The 20,747-nt window shown below is 60.9% G+C and carries 16 protein-coding genes and 1 tRNA gene; 9 read left to right on the top strand and 8 right to left on the bottom strand.

Annotated features, from left to right (window positions below; translation table 11 throughout):
• Positions 1-6 precede the first annotated feature (6 nt).
• On the top strand, positions 7-201 hold the full coding sequence (locus DWX25_RS06670) for a hypothetical protein (RefSeq protein ID WP_233505209.1): 195 nt from the start codon (positions 7-9) through the stop codon (positions 199-201).
• A gap of 158 nt (positions 202-359) precedes the next feature.
• Positions 360-1,712: an ATP-binding protein gene (locus DWX25_RS06675; RefSeq protein ID WP_117798904.1), complete on the top strand. Its 1,353-nt coding sequence runs from the start codon at positions 360-362 to the stop codon at positions 1,710-1,712.
• Positions 1,713-1,785: 73 nt separating this feature from the next.
• On the opposite strand, the gene DWX25_RS06680 is transcribed toward DWX25_RS06675, so the two are convergent.
• From DWX25_RS06680 to DWX25_RS06690, 3 genes are all read right to left on the bottom strand, one after another.
• On the bottom strand, positions 1,786-3,282 hold the full coding sequence (locus DWX25_RS06680; RefSeq protein WP_117798905.1) for a hypothetical protein: 1,497 nt from the start codon (positions 3,280-3,282) through the stop codon (positions 1,786-1,788).
• A gap of 243 nt (positions 3,283-3,525) precedes the next feature.
• The gene (locus tag DWX25_RS06685; RefSeq protein WP_117735391.1) at positions 3,526-4,533 is read right to left on the bottom strand and encodes a DUF5692 family protein; all 1,008 of its coding nucleotides are present in this window, start codon (positions 4,531-4,533) and stop codon (positions 3,526-3,528) included.
• Between the two features lie 63 nt (positions 4,534-4,596).
• Positions 4,597-5,259, bottom strand: a complete 663-nt coding sequence (locus DWX25_RS06690; RefSeq protein ID WP_117798906.1) for a TetR/AcrR family transcriptional regulator — start codon at positions 5,257-5,259, stop codon at positions 4,597-4,599.
• A 188-nt stretch (positions 5,260-5,447) separates the two neighbouring features.
• Here DWX25_RS06690 and DWX25_RS06695 point away from each other — a divergent pair, with 188 nt between their 5' ends.
• The 7 genes from DWX25_RS06695 to DWX25_RS06725 all read left to right on the top strand — a co-directional run bounded on the left by DWX25_RS06695 (position 5,448) and on the right by DWX25_RS06725 (position 12,589).
• A complete protein-coding gene (locus DWX25_RS06695; RefSeq protein WP_199412329.1) occupies positions 5,448-8,225 on the top strand; it encodes an FAD-dependent oxidoreductase in 2,778 nt (925 codons plus the stop codon).
• An 89-nt stretch (positions 8,226-8,314) separates the two neighbouring features.
• Positions 8,315-8,743 carry a hydrogenase maturation nickel metallochaperone HypA gene (locus tag DWX25_RS06700; protein ID WP_117735393.1) on the top strand — a complete coding sequence of 143 codons (429 nt, stop codon included), beginning with the start codon at positions 8,315-8,317 and terminating at the stop codon, positions 8,741-8,743.
• Between the two features lie 373 nt (positions 8,744-9,116).
• Positions 9,117-10,106 (top strand): PTS sugar transporter subunit IIB, encoded by a 990-nt coding sequence (locus DWX25_RS06705; protein WP_117735394.1) that lies wholly within the window; start codon positions 9,117-9,119, stop codon positions 10,104-10,106.
• An 18-nt stretch (positions 10,107-10,124) separates the two neighbouring features.
• Complete coding sequence (locus DWX25_RS06710) at positions 10,125-10,943, top strand: PTS mannose/fructose/sorbose transporter subunit IIC (RefSeq protein WP_117735395.1); 819 nt, start codon at positions 10,125-10,127, stop codon at positions 10,941-10,943.
• A gap of 16 nt (positions 10,944-10,959) precedes the next feature.
• Positions 10,960-11,880: a PTS system mannose/fructose/sorbose family transporter subunit IID gene (locus DWX25_RS06715; protein WP_117735396.1), complete on the top strand. Its 921-nt coding sequence runs from the start codon at positions 10,960-10,962 to the stop codon at positions 11,878-11,880.
• Between the two features lie 120 nt (positions 11,881-12,000).
• Positions 12,001-12,399, top strand: coding sequence for a DUF956 family protein (locus tag DWX25_RS06720; protein WP_117735463.1), 399 nt, complete (start codon positions 12,001-12,003; stop codon positions 12,397-12,399).
• A gap of 114 nt (positions 12,400-12,513) precedes the next feature.
• Positions 12,514-12,589: transfer RNA gene (locus tag DWX25_RS06725), tRNA-Arg, on the top strand.
• Between the two features lie 407 nt (positions 12,590-12,996).
• On the opposite strand, the gene pknB is transcribed toward DWX25_RS06725, so the two are convergent.
• From pknB to DWX25_RS06750, 5 genes are all read right to left on the bottom strand, one after another.
• Positions 12,997-14,958 (bottom strand): Stk1 family PASTA domain-containing Ser/Thr kinase, encoded by a 1,962-nt coding sequence (gene pknB / locus DWX25_RS06730; RefSeq protein WP_117735397.1) that lies wholly within the window; start codon positions 14,956-14,958, stop codon positions 12,997-12,999.
• Between the two features lie 132 nt (positions 14,959-15,090).
• A complete protein-coding gene (locus tag DWX25_RS06735) occupies positions 15,091-17,961 on the bottom strand; it encodes an FtsW/RodA/SpoVE family cell cycle protein (RefSeq protein ID WP_117735398.1) in 2,871 nt (956 codons plus the stop codon).
• Between the two features lie 16 nt (positions 17,962-17,977).
• A complete protein-coding gene (locus DWX25_RS06740) occupies positions 17,978-19,912 on the bottom strand; it encodes a Stp1/IreP family PP2C-type Ser/Thr phosphatase (protein ID WP_117798908.1) in 1,935 nt (644 codons plus the stop codon).
• The gene (locus tag DWX25_RS06745; protein ID WP_006235180.1) at positions 19,909-20,325 is read right to left on the bottom strand and encodes an FHA domain-containing protein; all 417 of its coding nucleotides are present in this window, start codon (positions 20,323-20,325) and stop codon (positions 19,909-19,911) included. The genes DWX25_RS06740 and DWX25_RS06745 overlap by 4 nt, the downstream gene beginning before the upstream one ends.
• Positions 20,326-20,331: 6 nt before the next feature.
• The coding region (locus DWX25_RS06750; RefSeq protein WP_233514240.1) for an FHA domain-containing protein at positions 20,332-20,747 on the bottom strand (416 nt) is incomplete at its 5' end.

Raw genomic sequence — 20,747 nt, forward strand, 5'->3', positions numbered from 1 at the left:
ATGCAGATGAAAGACGAGATCAAGACAAGCGCGCCGGCGACCGATGCCGCACCCGCCGCACCCAAGCCTGCGCCTAAGCCGGCACCCAAGCCGCGCGACCCCTACATCCGTGCCGAGAACGAGGACGACGACGGCTACGATCCCTACAGCGATCGCCGCCCCGAGCGCGAACCTCTCTTCGAAGCTGACCCCTGGCGTTAAGTAGCTAATTTGGGTGTCGCGGGCTGCTAGTCTTGGACCTTGATGCTCGGCAACAGTAAAACTTGATTTTCTATTAATCAAGTTGCACGTAATCTTGCTCTCTAGCTAATCAAGAATCGGTATAATTTTGATTAGCTAGAGAGCAAGATTGGAGAATCATGGCATTCAACGACTTGATCGCCCAGAAAATAAAGGACTTTGAACAGCAGGGGGTTCCACAGGTCTTTGAGCGAGACCTTGATCTGGGAAACCCACAGGAGCCAAAGCGCGACAACATCGTAAATGTGGTTGTGGGGGCCCGCCGTTGTGGAAAGACGTATCGCTTGTATCAGGAGATGCAGCGGCTTCGGGGCCGGGGCGTCGAGCTTGATCGGATGCTTTACTTTAATTTTGAGGACGAGCGCTTGCGCCCGTATGAGCCATCGTTGCTGGCGGACGTGCTCGACACGTTCTATGCGCTGCATCCTGCTGCTCGAACCGAGGGCGCTTACATTTTCTTTGACGAGATCCAGGAAATTCCCGAATGGGGTGCGTTTCTGCGGCGTGTAGTCGATACGGAGAAAGCGACCGTCTATGTGACGGGATCTTCTTCTAAGATGCTGTCCTCAGAACTTAAGAGCGAGTTCAGGGGTCGTTCTCTTATACGAGAGCTTTTTCCGTTGAGTTTTTCGGAATACGTTCGATATAAGATGGGGAGCGTTTTCGAGCCAGATGCGACCTTTTCCCCAAGCGATGCAGCGCTGCTTCGACATCATCTGATCGGATATCTTGAACGAGGGGGATTCATCGCGACGCTTGAGCAGACGCCCACAGACGCGATTCAGCTGCTACAGGAATATGCTTCGCGAACGGTCGCTATGGACGTCATTGAGCGTTACGACGTCAAGAACCCTCGCCTGGCATCGCTGTTCCTAACGCGGTGTATGGCATCTTCGGGACGAGAGCTGTCGGTGAACAAAGTGTACAACGAGTTCAAGAGCAGGCAGATACCCGTCAGTCGTAATTCGCTCAGCGACTTACTTGAGTATTATGAGGATGCCTACCTGCTGTTCTCCGTGCCGGAGTTCACGCGTTCACTGGCAAATAACATGCGGTCTGCGTCTAAGGTCTACGCTGTCGATCCTGCGATGTTTGGAGCATTCTCTCCCGCATCGGCATTGGACCAGGGCCAGAGGCTCGAGACCGCAGTGTTCAACGCGCTAAGAAGAAGGACTCCCGCGGTGAGGATCGGATCGGTCTGCCGCCTGCTGATCAAAGAGAAGAGCAAAAGCCATGAGGTGGACTTTGTGGCTGGGGACGCACTTCTCATGCGGGCTTATAGCCTGATCCAGGTTAGCGTGGAGATGGCAAGTGAGAAAACGCGCGAGCGCGAAATTGCCGCGCTTGATGCCTCGATGGCCCAGTTCGATCTTGGTGAGTCGGCAATCGTTACCATGGATGAGCAGGCCGATATTCCATGCGAGCACGGTGTGGTACACGTTGTTCCCGCATGGAAGTGGCTCCTTGCCTAATCATCTACGGATCTGTGGGGCCAGGACCTCCTGGCCCCTTCATCACGGTTGGGGAGCACCATGATGCGCCCGGCTAGTCCTGGGCCTTGATGCTCGGCAGCAGAATCTGGGCGAGGTAGTCGCACTCGAGCTTGGTGGCAGCGTCGGCCTTGCCGTCTTTGCCGACCAGCATGTTCTTAATCTGGCTGTAGGTGTAGCGGTTGCCGGTCGTGAGCTCGACAAGCTCAATGGCCGTGTCCATGGGGTAGGTCGACACGGGATTCTGCGTCCGCCCGTTGATGGTCTGGGGCACCACATACGGATAGACGGGGCCGCTGGCGTAGACCGTGTAGCCGTTACCAAGGTTTGCCGTGCCCAAAACCGTATCGCCCTCATCGGGCGTAAAGCTCTCGCCGTCGCGCACCGCGACGAGCGTCACGATCGGCGTATCGCTGTCGCCGGCAAGATAGATGCATAGCGTGCTGCCATTCTGCCAAGTCTCGACCTTGCCGTACCACTCAACGGGAATATCGAGCTGATACAGGTTCGTTGCCTTATGCCGAGCATCGGCGTCGCGGGCTGCCTGCGCCTCGCTTGCGCTCACGGCGTTGGCGGCGGCATCACGGCGAGCGGTTGCCGCCTGCTGAAGTATCTTGGCGGCCGCGGCAGAGCTACAACCGCCCTCCTCGGCATATTTGGCGGCGGCATCGATCTGGTCGTCGGTTACCGTGTCGGCCGAAGGCACCTTGAGCTTAAAGGTAGCCTGGGCACTTAAATCCTGTCCATCGCTCTTAACGGTGACCTGCGTCTTGGTGGTCGGGACGGTATAGATGGTGCCGTCGGCCGCGATGGGGGAGGCAGCGATGGAGAGCGTGTAATCGCCGGGCAGCAGTTTGATGCCGCGGCCGTGCTCGTCAACATAGAGCGTTTCGCTCACGGAGGAGGCGTCAGAATCCTGCCCACTCACCTGTACGGGAATCTTGGAGCCAGTGGAACAGTCGAGGCCAGCGGCATGCACGCCAATCTGCACTGACATCATCGTGTGGGCATTGGCGGCGACAGCGGCAGCCTGCTCTTGCTGATATCCGTTCCAGGCAGCATAGCCTGCACCGCCGGCGACGAGCGCGACGGCCGCGACACCGGCGACCATCAGATTGCGGCGCTTGGGCGACATCTTGCGATGGCGGATCTCAGCTTCGCGTGCCGAGGGAACGGACGGCAGGGGAATATCGCCCATGGCGATGGTCTCGTCCACGGCTGGTGCGGAACCTAGGCCAGGAAGCTCACGGGTCAGCGAATCCTCGGCCGGCAAGCTGTTGAGCAAGACGGTTTCCTCGCCCGTGTCGGATTCGGGCTGGTTGCCGGCCTCGCTTTCGGTGTCTTCGTTATCTGCCTCATCTTCGGCAGGCTCAACATCGTCTGCATCCTGATCATCGGACTGCGCCTCGGCTTCCGGCTCATCCTGCACGTCAACGCCCGAAACGTCAAACGCAATCTCATCGAGTGAAATCCGGTCTAAGCTCTCCAAGGCCTCAGCGCAAGCTTCTGCATCTTGGGCCGCGTCCTCTTGGCCCCTCGTCTCATCTTTCATATATCCCCCAAGCTCAATATCGGGACAACAATGTACCCAAAATTGGAGCCAGATAGAGCTGGCGTGCGGTCGGAAATATGATTTTATCTGCGCGATACATTGTGAATATGTGCGTGAATGCACGCGCAACAACAAAAAGCCCCCGGAAAGCGGACAAATCGCTTCCCGGGGGCATGCAATACGTTGCATTGCGCGGAGTCGGCCAGGCGACTTCACATTCAAGCGGCGTTTGCGTCAGGCACGTTACTCGGCGTGCGCGTAATCGACCTTGGCGCGGCGGGCGGTAGCCTTCTCCCAGTCGCTGGTGCCCTCAAAGACATCCTGCTTGTAGGGATTGCGGCCGAGCTTCTTGGCGCGGTAGGCGATGTAGATGATCGCGGCGATGTTGGCGATCAGCGCGACGACCGAGACCGCGGTGGCGGCGCCTGCGTCGAGCGTGGAGTGGGTCACAAAGATGGACTCCTCCTGGAAGTAGGGGAACACCTGGGCAAACATGCACCAAATAGCCAGCGTAAAGGCGCGGTTCTGAATCCAGCCACCCTTGTTCCAGATAAAGGCGGCGACGGTGGGCGCCAGCAGCAGCGCAAAGCCGCAGAACCAGGAGTGGGTGGGCAGGCAGTTGTAGGTGTAGCAGAAGTTCCAGATATCGTAGGCGATGATGTAGACCCAGGTCATGTCGGGCCACAGCATGTCGGTCTGGTCCTCGGAGGCGTAGACGCTCCACCAGCCGGTCATGCAGAAGATGTTGATGATGCCGGCGATGCCGTTGAACACGTTGTTCCAGCCGGCCAGCTGCGTGGCACCTTCGGAGGTGACCCAGGTGGACTCGCCCAGGACAAAGAAGTGATAGGCGCTCTCAAAGTCGGACACGACGGCGATCATGATGTTGATGGCGACGATCACAAACGGCCATGCGCGGAACCAGTGCGCCTTGCCGATCTTGCCCCACTGGTACTTAATGGCAATGAAGCCCCAGCAGCCGGCGAGCGCTGCGTACACCTTGGCGTAGTGGAACCAGCTGTTCTGGTACACATGGGTGGGGTTGGTGAGCGCCCACTCGGCACCCTGCGAAACGCCGATGGCGATGGCGACGCAGTAGATGGTCATGGCCAGCGGAGCCACGCCAAAGATGATGGCCGCGCCGAGCTTGGTGCGGCGGCCGACCTCGTTGAGCACGATGAGGCCAATAAAGACCATGGCCCAGCCGGCCCAGTGGATAAGGGTATTGCTTCCCCAAACATCGAACAGCATGCTGCTCTCCTTTCACACGCCCGCGGCCCCTCTTCTGATCGCGGGCAGTTTGGCCAAATGTCGTCAGTTCTGGGGCTTGCGCTCCGGATACTTGGCGGTATAGCCCTCGATATGGAGTGTCGAGGCGATGATTTCCTTGACCGTCTCGTCGGGCACATCGGGGTGCGTGCGGATATACATCAACAACCCCATAATGAGGGTGTAGAACGTCTCGTAGACATGGTCAATGCGGAGCTCATGATGGGCGACAAAATCCACCACGGTGGTGTCGCAGATGTATTGCGCCACGCGCTGGACCACGTTGTGCAGAAAGCCGCCGTAGAGCGCGCCGCTGCTGGAGGTCAGGGTGCTCGGCAACTCGTGGCCGCTCACGACCAGGCGTTTAAAGAGCGGAGCGACGGTGTCGAGTGCGCCTTCGATGTCGCCAACCGTGCGGCTGGCGTTCCACTGTTCGAGCTCGGCGATAAAGCCGTCGATCGCCTCGTCCATAACGGCGGTGACGGCGGCGTCCATATCGGCAAAGTAGTGGTAGAACAGTGAGCGCGTGCAGCCAGCCCGCTTGGTCACGGCCGATACCGAAAGATGGGACACGCCCAGCTCAGCGCTCACGGCGCTCACGGCGGCGAGAATCTTGCGTCGGCGCTCGTCACCCGTCAGGCGCTTTGCCGTGCTGTCGGACGCGAGGACGGCATCAGCGACAGAGATGTTTGCCGTGTTGTCGCTCATACGTTTGCCGCCTTTCATCCGTTTGGGCCCGACCGTTCGCCTAACAGTCTTGAATATTGTTGACGGTTCGTCAATACTGTTTTTGACACAATGTCAACAATAGCGGGTGAACGGCATGGGGGCATGTCGAGCCCGTACAAAGAGGGGCGCTGCGGTCTCGCCGGGCTGTGGCAAGAGAAGGGACGACTATGATTCTCAACGGACCGGGGATTAGCTATACTGAGCCCGATATCGGAGCGGAGTTTGTGCCGCCGCTGCCGGAGCATCCGCGCGAGGCTATCGTCAAACTGTGCGAGCACTGCACCAACCGCCTGTTGCACCGCGACGAGCTGCTGGGCTACGAGTACTGGTCGTTTGCCGAGGCCGCAACCGACGAGCAGGCCGAAGTGCTCTGCAAGATGAAGATGCGCCGTCCCTATACGCTGCCCGAGATGGTCAAGCTCACCGGCATGCCCGAAGCCGATATCGAGAAGATGCTCGACGACATGAGCTACACGGGTCTGCTCGAGTACAACTGGGAAAATCCCGAGCGCGCCAAGCAGTGGGTGTTGCCCATGCTGGTACCGGGTTCTGCCGAGTTCCTCAACATGCGCGTGAGCCAGCTCGAGGAGCATCCGGTCTATGCCAAGTTCTTTGAGCAGGCGTCCAAGGGCCCGCTGTCCCGTGCTACGCCGATGGTGCCGCCCGGAGGCGCCGGCATCGGCATGCATGTCATTCCCGTCGAGAAGGCCATCGACGCCTCGAGCACCTCGGTGCCGATTGAGCATATCGAGCACTGGCTCGATAAATACGACGGCAAGTATGCCGCGAGCACCTGCAGCTGCCGCGCGAGCCGTCGCGTGATGGGCGAGGGCTGCGCCGACGATCCACGCGACTGGTGCATTGCCGTGGGCGATATGGCCGACTACGTGGTCGAGACCGACCGCGGCCACTATGTGACGCGCGAGGAGGTCTACGACATCCTGCGCCAGGCCGAGGACAACGGCTTTGTGCACCAGATCACCAACATCGACGGCGAGAACAAGATCTTCGCCATCTGCAACTGCAACGTTAACGTGTGCTACGCCCTGCGCACCTCGCAGCTGTTCAACACGCCCAACCTGTCGCGCTCTGCCTATGTCGCCAAGGTCGAAAAAGACAAGTGCGTGGCCTGCGGTCGCTGCGTTGAGGTATGCCCGGCCGGGGCCGCCAAGCTCGGCCAGAAGCTCTGCAGCAAAAAGGCGGGCGGACAGGTGCCCGAGTATCCGCGCCAAGAGTTGCCCGATGCCACCAAGTGGGACCACACCAAGTGGTCGCCCAACTACCGCAACGACAACCGCATCGAGACGCATGAGTCCGGCACGGCGCCCTGCAAGACGGCCTGCCCCGCGCATGTCGCTGTTCAGGGCTATCTGAAGCTTGCGGCGCAGGGTCGCTATGACGAGGCGCTGGCGCTCATCAAGCGCGAGAACCCGCTGCCCGCAATCTGCGGCCGCGTGTGCAACCGCCGCTGCGAGGACGCCTGCACCCGTGGCCGCGTGGATGCCGCCGTGGCGATCGACGAGGTCAAGAAGTTTATCGCCCAGCGCGACTTGGATGCCGCGACCCGTTATGTCCCGCCCGTGGTGACGCCGACGCGCGCCGGCGGCTTCGATCAGAAGATCGCCATCATCGGTGCCGGTCCGGCCGGTCTGTCCTGCGCCTTCTATCTGGCCGAGAAGGGCTACAAGCCCGTCGTGTTCGAGAAGAACGAGCGCCCGGGTGGCATGCTCACCTACGGTATTCCCAGCTTTAAGCTGGAGAAGGACGTTATCGAGGCCGAGGTCGAGGTTATTCGCCTGATGGGTGCCGAGTTCCGCTATGGCGTGGAGGTCGGTCGCGATGTGACGCTCGACGAGCTGCGCGAGCAAGGCTTTAAGGCCTTTTATGTGGCCATCGGCTGCCAGGGCGGCCGCCTAGCCGGTATTCCGGGCGAGGACGCCGAGGATGTGACGGTGGCCGTCGACTTTTTGCGCGAGGTCAACAGTGGCAAGATCGACGCACTGCTCGGTCGCACCATCGTGGTGGGCGGCGGTAACGTGGCCATCGATGTCGCGCGCAACGCCTGCCGTCTGGGATCCGAGCATGTTGAGATGTTCTGCCTGGAGAGCGAGGCTCAGATGCCCGCCAGCGAGGAGGAGCGTCGCGAAGCCATCGAGGATGGTGCTCACATCAGCTGCGGCTGGGGTCCCAAGGAGGTTCACCTGGACGATGCGGGTCGTGTGTGCGGCATCACCTTCAAGCGCTGCACGCGCGTCTTTGACGACGAGGGCCGGTTTGCGCCCGAGTACGACGAGAACGACCTGCGCCGCGTCGATGCCGACCGCGTCGTCATGTCGATTGGCCAGTCCATTGTGTGGGGCGACCTGCTGGCTGGCTCCAAGGTGGAGCTTGGCCGCGGCCAGGGTGCTCTTGCCGATCCGCAGACGTACCAGACCGCTGAGCCCGACATCTTTGTGGGCGGCGACGTCTACACCGGCCCCAGCTTTGCCATCGACGCCATCGCTGCCGGTCACGAGGCCGCTGTGTCCATCCATCGCTTTGTGCAGCCGGGCTCCACGCTCACCATCGGCCGCAACCAGCGCCGCTACACCGCGCTCGACCGCGACGATGTTGTGATTGAGAGCTATGACAACGCGAGCCGCGAGGTGGCACGTGTCGACCGCGAGCGCGAGAAGGCTGCGCCCTTTAGCGAGTACGTCGAGACCTTTACCGAGGAGCAGGTGCGCGCCGAGACCGCTCGCTGCCTGGGCTGCGGTGCCTCGATCGTCGACCCCAATAAGTGCATCGGCTGTGGTCTGTGCACCACCAAGTGCGCGTTCGATGCCATCCATCTGGATCGCGACCGCCCCGAGTGCTCCACGATGGTCAAGTACGAGCAAAAGCTCCCCAGCCTCGGCAAGTACGCTTTGAAACGCGCGATCAAGATTAAATTTGGGAAGAAGTAAAAGAAACTAACAAGTCAGTGAGCGGCGCGGAGCGTCGCTCACTGACGTTTAGTTGACATCGCATCAACCGTTGTTGAAAGGTTTCTACCTTGCACGAATTGGGAATCGTTTATCATATCATTCGCGATGTCGAGAATGTGGCGCGCGCCAATGGTGTGAGTCGCGTTTCGAGCGTGACGCTGCTCCTGGGCGAGGTCTCGGGCGTCGTTCCCGATCTGCTGCTTGACGCTTGGCGTTGGGCGGCAGATAAAAAGCCCATCGCGCAGGGCGCGGAGCTTATCGTGGAGCCCGTCGAGGCCGTGACGCATTGCGACGCGTGCGGCTGCGACTACGCGACGGTCGAGCACGGCAAGACCTGCCCCCATTGCGGTAGCGGCGAGACCTATCTGCTGCAGGGCCAGGAGGTCATGATCAAGCAGATCGAGACCCCCGACGAGGACCCGACAGACGCTGCCCCCGATGGCCTCTCCGATGCCCCCGATGCCGTCGACGCCGCCAACCCCCTCCACATCGCCTAATTTAGTCGTTGGGGACGTTCTTAAACGACTAGTCATTTAAGAACGTCCCCAACGACTACTTTGCTAGAGCATATTTCTTACCATTAGTCAAGCACCATCTGTTTAAACGAAATGGCCTCAACCCGAGCACATTTGTGTCTGTTTAAAACCGGCAATAATGAACAGCGTGCTCAATTCGGTCATGTAAATAGATCAGCTATCAATCCTCAGCAGCAAATCAGTCAAAATACTGGAATGTAATCAGCTTGTAACAAAACAAGACGTTTAAACAAATAATGCTAGCTTTTGCAGTTTTTCATATAATTCTGCAGTATTTGCAGCTATACTCTTTTTTGTCGTGTAGGAATTACGTAGACAAAAAGGAGGTTATGTGATGGTAAGTATTGTTCTTGCTAGCCATGGTGACTTGGCGGCTGGAATCAAGCAGACGGGCTCGATGGTCTTTGGCGATCAGCCGTCTGTAGCCGTGGTCTCGCTCGAGCCGAGCATGGGCCCCGACGACTTCCGCGCCAAGGTCGAGGAGGCAATCGCTTCCTTCGAGGACCAGGAGCAGGTGCTCTTCCTCGTTGATCTGTGGGGCGGCACGCCGTTCAACCAGATCAGCGGGCTCATCGAGGGCCACGATTCCTGGGCTATCGTCACCGGTGTCAACCTGCCTATGCTCATCGAGGCATATTCGCAGCGCTTTGACGCAAAGAACACTGCACATGCGATCGCAAAACATCTCGTGACTGAGGCTAAGGCCGGCGTGCGCGTCAAGCCCGAGTCTCTGGAGCCCGAGGAGAAGAAGCCGGCTGCGGCCGCTGCTGCTCCTGCAGGCGCCATCCCTCCGGGAACGGTCATCGGCGACGGGCACATCAAGATCGCCCACGTCCGTATCGACACCCGTCTGCTTCATGGTCAGGTGGCCACCACGTGGACCAAGCAGATCAACCCCAACCGCATCATCGTGGTTTCCGACGGCGTTGCCCACGACGAGCTCCGAAAGACCATGATCGAGCAGGCTGCCCCTCCGGGAGTCCATGCCAACGTTGTGCCCATTAAGAAGATGGCCGAGGTCGTCAAGGACACGCGCTTTGGTGACACCAAGGCCATGCTGCTCTTTGAGAACCCGCAGGATCTGCTCAAGGCCATCGAGGCCGGCGTCGATATCAAGGAAGTCAACATCGGTTCTATGGCTCACTCCAAGGGCAAGGTCGTCGTCACCAACGCTGTCGCTATGGGCGATGACGATGTCAAGACCATCGAGGCTCTCAAGGCCAAGGGCGTCAAGTTCGAGGTCCGCAAGGTTCCTTCGGATTCCTCCGAGGATCTCGACGCCATGTTGAAGAAAGCTAAGGCCGAACTGGCCGCTCAAGCATAGTAAAGGAGGGTCCGATACATGTCCGCGCTTACTATTGTTCTAATCGCGATTATCGCGCTGCTTGCCGGTATGGAAGGCGTTCTGGATCAGTTCCAGTTCCATCAGCCGCTCGTTGCGTGCACGCTTATCGGTCTCGTAACCGGTCACCTTCAGGAGGGCATCCTCCTGGGCGGTTCGCTTCAGATGATGGCCCTTGGTTGGGCTAACGTCGGCGCCGCCGTCGCACCTGACGCCGCCCTGGCTTCTGTCGCATCTGCCATCATCATGACACTTGCCCTCAACGGCGGTGTTACTGATTCCGGCAAGGCCGTTACCGCCGCCATCGCCGTCGCCGTACCTCTGTCCGTCGCTGGCCTGTTCCTGACCATGATCTGCCGTACCCTGGCCACCGCTATGGTCCACGGCATGGACGCCTGCGCCGAGAAGGGCGACTTCGCCGGTATCGAGCGTTGGCAGTACGCTGGCATCCTCATGCAGGGTGTTCGTATCGCCATCCCGGCAGTGCTTTTGTGCATCATCCCGGCCGAGGCCGTTACCAACGCGCTTAACGCTATGCCCGACTGGCTGTCCGGCGGCATGGCTGTCGGCGGCGGCATGGTCGCTTCCGTCGGTTACGCCATGGTCATCAACATGATGGCCACCAAGGAGACCTGGCCGTTCTTCATCCTCGGCTTCGTCCTGGCTGCCATCCCTCAGCTCACGCTGATCGCCCTGGGCCTCATCGGCATCTCCCTCGCCCTCATCTACCTTGGCCTTAAGGACCTGGCCAAGCAGGGTGGCGGCATGGGCGGTGGCTCCGGCGACCCGCTCGGCGACATTTTGAATGACTACGAGTAGGAAGGGAGTGATACATATGGCAGAGAACAAGATTCAGCTTTCTAAGTCCGATCGTCAGAAGGTTTGCTTCCGTCATCAGTTCCTTCAGGGTTCGTGGAACTACGAGCGTATGCAGAACGGTGGCTGGTGCTACTCGATGATCCCTGCGATCAAGAAGCTCTACACCAGCAAGGACGACCAGATTGCCGCGCTTAAGCGCCATCTGGAGTTCTATAACACTCACCCCTATGTTTCCGCCCCCGTCATTGGCGTTACCCTCGCCCTCGAGGAGGAGCGCGCCAACGGTGCTCCGATCGACGACGTCGCCATCCAGGGCGTCAAGGTCGGTATGATGGGCCCGCTCGCCGGCGTCGGCGACCCCGCCTTCTGGTTCACCCTTCGCCCGATTCTGGGCGCTCTGGGCGCTTCCCTGGCCCTGTCCGGCAGCATCGCCGGTCCGCTGCTGTTCTTCTTCGCGTGGAACATCATTCGTTACGCCTTCCTGTGGTACACGCAGGAGTTTGGCTACAAGGTCGGCTCTTCCATCGCCAAGGACCTCTCCGGCGGTCTGATGGGCAAGGTCACCGAGGGTGCTTCCATCCTGGGTATGTTCATCATCGGTGCCCTGGTCGAGCGCTGGGTGTCCATCTCCTTCACCCCGGTCGTCTCCAAGGTCACGCAGTCTGCCGGCGCCTTTATCGACTGGGCTAACCTGCCCTCCGGTTCTGAGGGTGTCAAGGAAGCACTGACGATGTATAACTCCATCGGTGCTAACGCCCTTGATCAGGTGAAGGTCACCACGCTTCAGGCTAACCTCGATCAGCTCATCCCCGGCCTTGCTGCCGTGTGCCTGACCCTTTTTGTCTGCAAGCTCCTCAAGAAGAAGGTCAGCCCGATCATCATCATCCTGGCTCTCTTCGCCGTCGGCATCATCGGTCGCGTCTGCGGCTTCATGTAAGCACGCTTCGGCTTAAGACCGAGAGTTGCTAGGCAAGGGCTTTTAAGCCATTGAAACGGACCGCACCCGGTGGGTACACTGGATGCGGTCCGATTGTTTTATTTGGAGGGCGAGGCGCGCATGGCGCAATCTCAGAACAGCACGGTCGATCTGGCAACGCCGGCAACCTGCCTGATGGGTCTTACCAGTCACGGTAACGTAATGGTGGGCAATAAGGCGTTTGAGTACTATAACGAGCGCAATCCCGAGGACTTTATTCAGATCCCGTGGGACGAGATCGACTATATCGCCGCCGAGGTTTTGCGCGGCACCAAGAAGATCACGCGTTTTGCGATCTTTACCAAAGAGAACGGCCACTTTACGTTTTCGACGCGCAATGACAAGGAAACGCTACGCGCGGTGCGTAAGTACATTGACGAGGACAAGCTCGTTCGTTCGCCCGATTTTATCGACGTGACCGCTAAAGGCGCCAAGAGCATCCCCTCCGTCATCAAAAACCTCTTTCACAAAGGCAACTAGTCATTGGGGACGTTCTTAAACGACTAGTCATTAAAGAACGTCGCAGATGACTATCTCGAAGAGCGGCTATGCGCTGCATGGTAGTGGCGCAAATCTGCTACACTAATACAACATGCCTCCGTAGCTCAGGGGATAGAGCACCGCTCTCCTAAAGCGGGTGTCGACGGTTCGAATCCGCCCGGGGGCACCAGAGGAATATCGAGCCCGGTACCGCAGCGGTGCCGGGCTCTTCTGGTCTAAGGGCAGGATTCGGACCGTCGACACCCGCGTCACCAATTTCCCGGCGGGGGGAGTTTTCGAATCCGCCCGGGGGCACCAGAGGAATATCGAGCCCGGTACCGCAGCGGTGCCGGGCTCTTCTGGTCTAAGGGCAGGATTCGGACCGTCGACACCCGCGTCACCAATTTCCCGGCGGGGGGAGTTTTCGAATCCGCCCGGGGGCACCAGAGGAATATCGAGCCCGGTACCGCAGCGGTGCCGGGCTCTTCTGGTTCAATGCCATGTCAAAAATGAAGCGCCCGCTTGCTGGGGGAGCAAGCGGGCGCCTGTGAGCGAATATGTTTGCGGCGAGAGCCGTAATGAGCGGTTGGGTGGCGACTAGTTGGTCGTACCGGAATCGTCGCCCGTGCTCGTGCCCGAACCCGAGCCCGAGCCAGAAAGTGCAACCGTCAGCGTAATCGTGCTGTCGGTGGACTGCTTGCCGGTGGGGGAGACGCCCGTAACGGTGGCATCCTCGTTACCGCTCACGGGATTGCCGTTCTGGTCACAGAAGCCAATGTTATAGAAACCGGCGTTGTTGAGCGCGGTGACGGCGGCAGAGATGCTCTTGCCGTACAGGTTGCCCGGAACGCTGGCCTTGCCGGACTTCTTGGCAATGACGACGGTAATCGTGGCACCGGGCTTCTGCTTGCCGCTGGGGTTCCAGCTGATCACGGTGCCCTCGGTAACCGAGTCGTTCTCCTGGTAGCTCACGTCGACGCCAAAGCCTGCCATATCGAGGGCGTTTCGCGCCTGGGCCTCGGTCATGTCGGTCAGGTCGGGGACGGACGTGGTATCCGGGCCGCTCGAGACCTTGTACGAGATGGTCGTGCCCTTCTCGACTTCCTTACCGGCTTCGGTGACCTGCTCAAAGACCTGGCCCTCATCGGCCTCGTTGGCCTCCTCGGTGGCGTTGCCCTTTAGGCCAACGCTTGCCAGTGCCGCCTCTGCCTGGTCCTTGGTTAGACCGACAAGCTGGGGAACCTCAACCTTCTCGGAGGGCTTGGGGCCCTTGGAGATCACCAGGTTCACCTTGGTGCCTTTGGGCTTCTTGGTGTTGCCGTTGGGGGTCTGCTCGGCAACCTTGCCCTCGTCGACATCGTCGTTATAGCTCTGGTCGATGGTGCCGACCTCAAGGCCTTCCTCCTTGATCAGCTCGACGGCAGTCTGCTGGTCCTTGCCCAGCACGTCGGGCACGGTGACCTGTTCGTCGCCAAAGAGTCCTGTGGCAAAGGCCACCACGATGCCGATGACGGCAACAGCTGCCACCACGGCGGCGATGATCTTGTTTTTGTTGGACTTGGGCTTTTCGACCTCGTAGGAGCCGGTGGAGCCCGAAACCGAGCTACGGGCGGTATTCTGGCCGCTCACGCCCGAGACGGGACGCACCATGGCGCGCGTCTGATCGGAAAGCTCGCGAGTCTTGGTGGCGCCCAGCTCACCGGGGGCACCGATGATGCGCGTGGGCTCCGAGATGTTGACGGCACGACCGGACAGGTAGCTGTTGAGCACCTGACGCAGCTCGTCGGCGGTCTGGAAGCGGTTTGCCGGGTCCTTCTCCATGCACTTAAGGATGATGCGCTCAAGGTCGGCATCGACACCGGAGTTGATCTGGCTCGGCGGAATAGGCAGCTCGTTGACCTGCTTGAGTGCGACCGAGATAGCGTCGTCACCGTCAAAGGGAACGCGGCCGGTGGCGCACTCATACATCACGACGCCCAGCGAGTAGATATCCGAGGTGGGGCCGAGGTCCTGACCGCGGGTCTGCTCGGGGCTGACGTAGTGGGCGGTTCCCAGCACGTTGTTGTCTTGCGTGAGGTGGCTGTTCTTGGCGCGCGCGATGCCAAAGTCCATGACCTTGATGTTGCCGTCGGGCAGCACCATGATGTTCTGCGGCTTGATGTCGCGGTGGATGATCTCGTGCTTGTGGGCGACCGAGAGTGCAGAGCTGATCTGCGATCCGATCTGGGCGACCTTCTTGGGGTCGAGGGCACCGTGGCTCTTGATTCCGCTCTTAAGGTCGGTACCGCGCAGGTACTCCATGACGATGTAATAGGTGTCGCCGTCCTTGCCCCAATCGTAGACGCCAACGATATAGGGGGAGGAGAGACCGGCTGCTGCCTGGGCCTCCTGCTTAAAGCGTGCGGCGAAGGTTGCGTCGCCAGCATACTGTGGCAGCATGATCTTGACGGCTACCGTGCGGTCGAGGACCTGGTCCTGTGCACGGTAGACGGTCGCCATACCGCCTGTCCCCACCTTATCCTTGAGGAGGTATCTTCCCCCGAGGACCCTCTGTTCCATTCCTGCTCCTAACATAACTATTCGCTCAACGATGTGTGTAGTACCTACGATGTGGCCGCTGGGGCCGTGTGGCGCGTTGCCGCTAACTCTTCGGCCGCGGCGCGCCTCGGGTGTCCGATTCGATCATGGGCATCACGCTCCCTGTGCGGCGAGCGCCGCGGTCAGGACGATGCCGGCAATCTTGGCCGCCTTGACGTCGTGTTTGTCGTAATCCTCCAAGGCCACCGAGATGGCGACCGTGGGTGAATCGTAAGGTGCAAAGCCAACGAACATCGAGTTGACGTTGGTGCCGCCGATCTCTGCCGAACCGGTCTTGCCGGCAACCTTGACGCCGGGGACCTGGGCATCGGCGCCGGTACCGGACTGGACGACGGCGAGCATGGCCTGCTTGACCTGGTCGGCCGTGGCAGAGCTGACAGCCTGGCCCAGCGAGCGGGACTGCGTGGTCTTAACCACGGTTCCGTCTGGGGCGAGTACCTGGGCTACAAAGTACGGGTCCATGACCACGCCACTGTTAGCGATGGCGGCGGCAATCACGGCGTTTTGCATGACGGTGGTCTGCGGGCCGGGCGTGTGGTCCATGCCGACAGGCTGGCCGGCGCCGGCCCAGGCGGTCTCCCACTCGGTCATGAGCGACGGGTCGGCCATGATGGAGGCCGTGGAGGTCAGGTCCTGGCCGAGCTCTTGGCCGTAGCCAAAGGCGTTGGTAAACTGCACGAGCGTGTTTGCACCAACTTCGTTTGCCACCTGGCCAAAGACGACGTTGGAGGACACGGCAAAGGCCTGCTGCAGGCTGATGGTGCCGTAGCTCTCGTTGGCATAGTTGATGACCGGTGCGTTGCCGATGTCCATGGAGCCGGGCGCCTGGTAGGTGCTGGTAAGGCTGGCGGTACCGGTCTCGAGTGCTGCGGAAAGCGTAACGACCTTAAACGTGGAGCCCGGCGTGTACAGCGCGTCCATGGCGCGATTGTACATGGAGCCGTCCTCGCCGCCGCCCGCCTGCAGCAGGGCGTCGATGTTGGTGTTGTCGTAGGTGGGCGAGCTGGCACATGCGAGTACCGCGCCGGTACGCGGGTCGATGACCACTACAGCGCCCTTAAAGCCCTTGAGTGCCTGCTCGGCAGCTGTCTGGATACGCGAGTCGATGGTGAGCTTGGCGGTGTTGCCCGGCTGGGTCTGGCCCGCGAGCGACGCGATGGCGTTGTTCCAGCTGGAGTAATCCTTGGAGCCGGTGAGCGTGTCGTTCATGACACTCTCGATGGCGGTGGTGCCAAACTGCTGGCTCACGTAGCCAACCACGTGCGCTGCCAGGTTGCCGTTGGGGTAGGAGCGTACGTAGGTGCCGTCCTCCTGCTGCAGCGACTCGGCCAGCGTCACGCCGTCGGACGTGATGATGGAGCCGCGCTGGATGTACTTGGAGCGGGCGATGGTGTGGTTGTTGGTCGGCATATCCTGATAGTCCTTGGCCTTGATGACCTGGACATAGGTGAGGTTGCCGATAAGGATGGCAAACAGCGCCGTAAAGGCTAGCACCGCACGGGTTAGACGGTTGGCGAGCGCAACGCGGCCGAGCACACCGGATTCAGGCGTGTCGAGCAGGCGACGACGCATGCGCGAGCCGACGGAATGGCTGCCACTGCCGTAGGAAGACGAGGTGGCAAAGCGCGTGCCCGTCGGGGCGGCGGCAGATGCGACCTGATCATCGGTGATGGCGGCCATGGTGCCGGTGCCGGTAAGCTCTGCCTCGCGTCCGGTTGCCTCGTCACCGGCGCGCAGCAGAAGCGCGACGATGATAAAGCTCGCCAGCAGCGAGGAGCCGCCCTGGCTCATAAAAGGCAGGGTGACGCCGGTCAGCGGGATCAGGCGGGTTACGCCGCCAACGATCAAGAAGGCCTGGAAGCTGATGGCGGCCGTAAGGCCCGTGGCACTAAAGGCTGCGAGGTCGGATTTAGCGCGGGCAGCCGTGGTGAGGCCACGCACGGCAAAGAGCATAAACAGGATGAGCACGGCGCCGCCGCCCAAAAGGCCCATCTCCTCGCCGATAGCCGAGAAGATAAAGTCGGACTCGACGACGGGGATGTTGTTGGCCATGCCGTTGCCGATGCCAACACCGACCAGACCGCCATCGGCAAGCGAGAAGAGCGACTGGACGATCTGGTAGCCCTGGCCCTGGGCGTCCTTAAAAGGATCGACCCAAACCTGGAAACGTACCTGAACGTGAGACAGGAACTTGTAGGCGCCCACGGCTCCAACGGCTAAAAGCGCAAGGCCGATAACGACATACGAAAAGCGCCCTGTGGCAACGTAGAGCATCAGCAAGAAGATGGTGTAGAACAGCACGGCCGAACCCAGGTCGCGTTCGAAGACGACGACGAGCAGGCACACACCCCACACGGCAAACAGCGGCAGCAGCAGTCGCAGGCGAGGGATCTTAAAGCCCAGGATCTTGCGGTTGGAGATGGAGAGCAGCTCGCGGTTCTCGGCCAAGTAGCCGGCCAGGAACAGCACGATAAAGACCTTGGCGAACTCGCCGGGCTGGATGGTAAAGCCCGCGATGCGAATCCACAGCTTGGAGCCCGAGATCGTGGTGCCGATAAAGATGGGCAGCATCAGCAGAATGATGCCGATAATGCCAAAGGTGTACTTGTAGCGCATGACCACGTCGAGGTTTTTGACCAGTGCAAGCGTTCCCACCATGAGCGCCACCGAGACAAACAGGATGATGAGCTGTGAGATGGCGAGAGCGGGGGCGAGGCGTGTCACGAACGTGATGCCGATGCCCGAAAGTATAAATACGATGGGCAGGATGGCGGGGTCGGCGCCAGGCGCCAAGATGCGCACGGCGATATGTGCTGCGGCGAAGGCGGCGAAGAGGCCGATCGGTACGGCGAGCGTCTCAAAGGAGATGGCAGCGCCCGCGGTGAGGACGTACATCGCATACAGCAGGATGACGGGGAACGCCGAGGCGATGAGCAAGAGCAGTTCGGTGTTGCGGCGACTCATAAGCGGCACTCCCTTTCTAATTCTTATCGGAGGCTTCGGCCTCGGCGGACTGTTCGGCGGTTTTCTCGGAATCTGATTCGGAGGTCGATCCCTGGTCGGTGTTGTCGCGAATCGTTTGCGCGTCGATCACCTGGCGGGTCTGCTCCTCGTCGATCTGGTGGCGGTACTTGGATATCGTGTCCTGCGCATCGTCGACACTTGTTTGCGGAATGCCCGCCTTGAGGCGGTTTTGCGTGTCTTCGGGCAGGTCGGACAGCTTGATACTGGTTTCGCTTTCGAGCCAGTGGAGCTTGAGTCCGAGTGGCTTGCCGGGCAGGCCGCGCCAGACGGCGACATTGCCCTGGTAGGTACCCAGGTAGTACGAGCCGGTGACACCCGTGTAGGCCCAGATGGCAGCCGCCAGCACCAAGACGAGACCTAAGACGACGCCGATGGTGACGTTGCGGCGACGCACGCGTTGCGCCTCGCGCATAACGCCATCGTCAACCAGGTCAACGACTACTACGGTCACGTTGTCGTGGCCGCCGGCGGCAAGCGCCGCGTCCACTAGGTTGTCGACGCAGATTTGCGCGGTTGAGGACTGCGTGGCGATGTTCTCGATATCGCTATCGGGAATCATGCTCGAAAGGCCGTCAGAGCACAGGATCAGGCGGTCGCCTTCCTCGATATGCAGAGTGAAGTGGTCGGCATACATGGCGGGGTCTGAGCCCAGCGCACGGGTGATGACCGAACGGTTGGGGTGGACGCGAGCCTCGTCTGCCGTTATCTCGCCGGCGTCCACGAGCTCCTCCACGTAGGAGTGGTCGCGGGTCACGCGGATGAGCGTGCCCTCGTGGAGCAGGTAGGCGCGAGAGTCGCCCACGTGGGCGATGGCGAGCGTGTCGTTTTCGATATAGGCGCAAGTGGCTGTGCAGCCCATGCCGGGCTTGCCTAGGCCGTTCAGGGCGGCCTCGATTACGGCGGCGTTGGCTGCCTCGACGGCTGCGGCCAGGCGTGCTGCGTCGGCGGACTGCGGGGCCGTCTTGGCAATAGTCTCGACGGCGATGGAAGAGGCTACCTCGCCGGCGGCGTGACCGCCCATGCCGTCGCATACGCAAAAGAGCGGCGACTGCACCAGGTAGGAATCCTCATTGTGCGGGCGCACACAGCCAACGTCGGAGCGGGCACCCCACATGAGTTGCGTGGTGGTGCCGGCATCATAGGTCGAGTCGGTCTCGATGCGCTCCTCGGTCAGGGGCTCAAAGCTCATGGTCGAGCCGGGGTCTTTGAGCTTGGCTTCAACGGCGGCTACGTCGATCTCGGCTGTGTCACCGGGAGAGACGGTGTCGGTCTCGGCGTTTGATTCGGAATCGCCGGTGTCCGAGGAGCCCGACTCCTCGGACACGCGGGCGGTCGACTCGTCGTCTTGCGGGCTGACGTCTATAGGCTCGGGTGTCGCAAAGTGCGACGGCGCGGGCGTGCTTTGCGACTGGGCGGCGGGCTCGGCCACGGCATCGGACTCGCTTGCGGGCGCAGGCTGCGGGGTCTTGGGCGCAGGGCCGTCCTCGGGGGATGGCCCTGCCTCGGGCGCCGGCGTAGACGCGGGCGCAACCCCGGATGACGGGGCTATGGGAAACGCCGGCGCGGCGGGCTCGGGTGCCGCAAACACCGCAGCGCTCTCGTTGATTGCCGCGGCGACGGGCTCTGCAAAGTGAGCTGGCGTCGGGGTTGCTTCTGGCGCTGTGGGCTGATCCGCAGCATGTGCGCCGATGGGCGCCGCTACGGCATTCTCTTCGTCCTCGTTATCGGCGAGATCCGAAATATCATGCGTTACATGCGAAAGAGGCAGGGAGAACACGGTGTCCTCGGGTTCCACGGGTGCGGAGCCCGCCGGAGCGGCGTGGGCCGGCGCAGCTGTGGCGGCGGCCGGTGCCTCGGTCATAGTTGCGGACTTGTTCTCCTCGTCGATCATCGACGGTTCACCTTCATGACCACGTCGCCAATCTGGACTTCGTCGCCCTCACGCAGCGTCGCGGGCTCCACGAGCTGGCGGCCGTTGACGAGCGTGCCGTTAAGCGAGTTGAGGTCCTCGATGATGAGCGCCGGGCCCTGCAGCGAAAAGCGCGCATGCGAGGCCGAGACGAACGGTTCGTTGATGCAGATGTCCGAAGATGGCGAACGACCGACGATGACGGGGCCGAGCATGTCTACGTGGATGCCGCGGATACCGCGCGGACCCTTGTCCACATCAATCGTCCAGATAGCCGAGTCGCGGCGCTGCCCGCGCACAAGTCCCACGCCGGTCTTCATGACGGCGAACAGGAAGATATAGAGCAGGGCGACCAGGACGATGCGGCCTGCAAAAAGGACGATATCGATGTTCATAAGCGACTATCCCCTAAATTCAAAGGTGCTCAGGCCAAACGTCAGCAGATCGCCGTTGCGCAGCGGGCAGCGCGTAATGCGGCGGTTGTTGACGAGCGTGCCGTTGGTGGAATTGAGGTCCTCGATCGACCAATCCGAGCCCGTAAAGGTGAGCTGGGCGTGGCGACGCGACACGTTGGGGTCGCGCAGGGCAATGTCGGAAACCGAGCGCTCGCGACCGATGGTCACCTGTGCGGAGGTGATGCTATGGCTCTCGCCGCTCACGACGTCGACGAGCTGGGCGAGCGGGCGCTGCGGGGCGCGGGTGCTCGCCATGTTGGAGGCGATGCCGGCTGCGGCGCCTAGGCCCACGGCGGCACCGGTCGCGGCGGCTCCGCCCATGCCGGCAAGCGCGTCGCGCGAGACGGTCTGCGGCACCGGGA

This window comes from Collinsella sp. AF18-8LB (assembly GCF_003459795.1).
Taxonomy (GTDB): Bacteria; Actinomycetota; Coriobacteriia; order Coriobacteriales; family Coriobacteriaceae; genus Collinsella.

Coding starts and splice junctions, on each gene's coding strand:
- DWX25_RS06740 (WP_117798908.1), bottom strand. CDS start 19,912: ATGATCGACGAGGAGAACAAGTCCGCAACTATGACCGAGGCACCGGCC.
- DWX25_RS06680 (WP_117798905.1), bottom strand. CDS start 3,282: ATGAAAGATGAGACGAGGGGCCAAGAGGACGCGGCCCAAGATGCAGAA.
- DWX25_RS06710 (WP_117735395.1), top strand. CDS start 10,125: ATGTCCGCGCTTACTATTGTTCTAATCGCGATTATCGCGCTGCTTGCC.
- DWX25_RS06715 (WP_117735396.1), top strand. CDS start 10,960: ATGGCAGAGAACAAGATTCAGCTTTCTAAGTCCGATCGTCAGAAGGTT.
- DWX25_RS06735 (WP_117735398.1), bottom strand. CDS start 17,961: ATGAGTCGCCGCAACACCGAACTGCTCTTGCTCATCGCCTCGGCGTTC.
- DWX25_RS06670 (WP_233505209.1), top strand. CDS start 7: ATGAAAGACGAGATCAAGACAAGCGCGCCGGCGACCGATGCCGCACCC.
- DWX25_RS06695 (WP_199412329.1), top strand. CDS start 5,448: ATGATTCTCAACGGACCGGGGATTAGCTATACTGAGCCCGATATCGGA.
- DWX25_RS06685 (WP_117735391.1), bottom strand. CDS start 4,533: ATGCTGTTCGATGTTTGGGGAAGCAATACCCTTATCCACTGGGCCGGC.
- DWX25_RS06675 (WP_117798904.1), top strand. CDS start 360: ATGGCATTCAACGACTTGATCGCCCAGAAAATAAAGGACTTTGAACAG.
- DWX25_RS06720 (WP_117735463.1), top strand. CDS start 12,001: ATGGCGCAATCTCAGAACAGCACGGTCGATCTGGCAACGCCGGCAACC.
- DWX25_RS06705 (WP_117735394.1), top strand. CDS start 9,117: ATGGTAAGTATTGTTCTTGCTAGCCATGGTGACTTGGCGGCTGGAATC.
- DWX25_RS06745 (WP_006235180.1), bottom strand. CDS start 20,325: ATGAACATCGATATCGTCCTTTTTGCAGGCCGCATCGTCCTGGTCGCC.
- pknB (WP_117735397.1), bottom strand. CDS start 14,958: ATGGAACAGAGGGTCCTCGGGGGAAGATACCTCCTCAAGGATAAGGTG.
- DWX25_RS06690 (WP_117798906.1), bottom strand. CDS start 5,259: ATGAGCGACAACACGGCAAACATCTCTGTCGCTGATGCCGTCCTCGCG.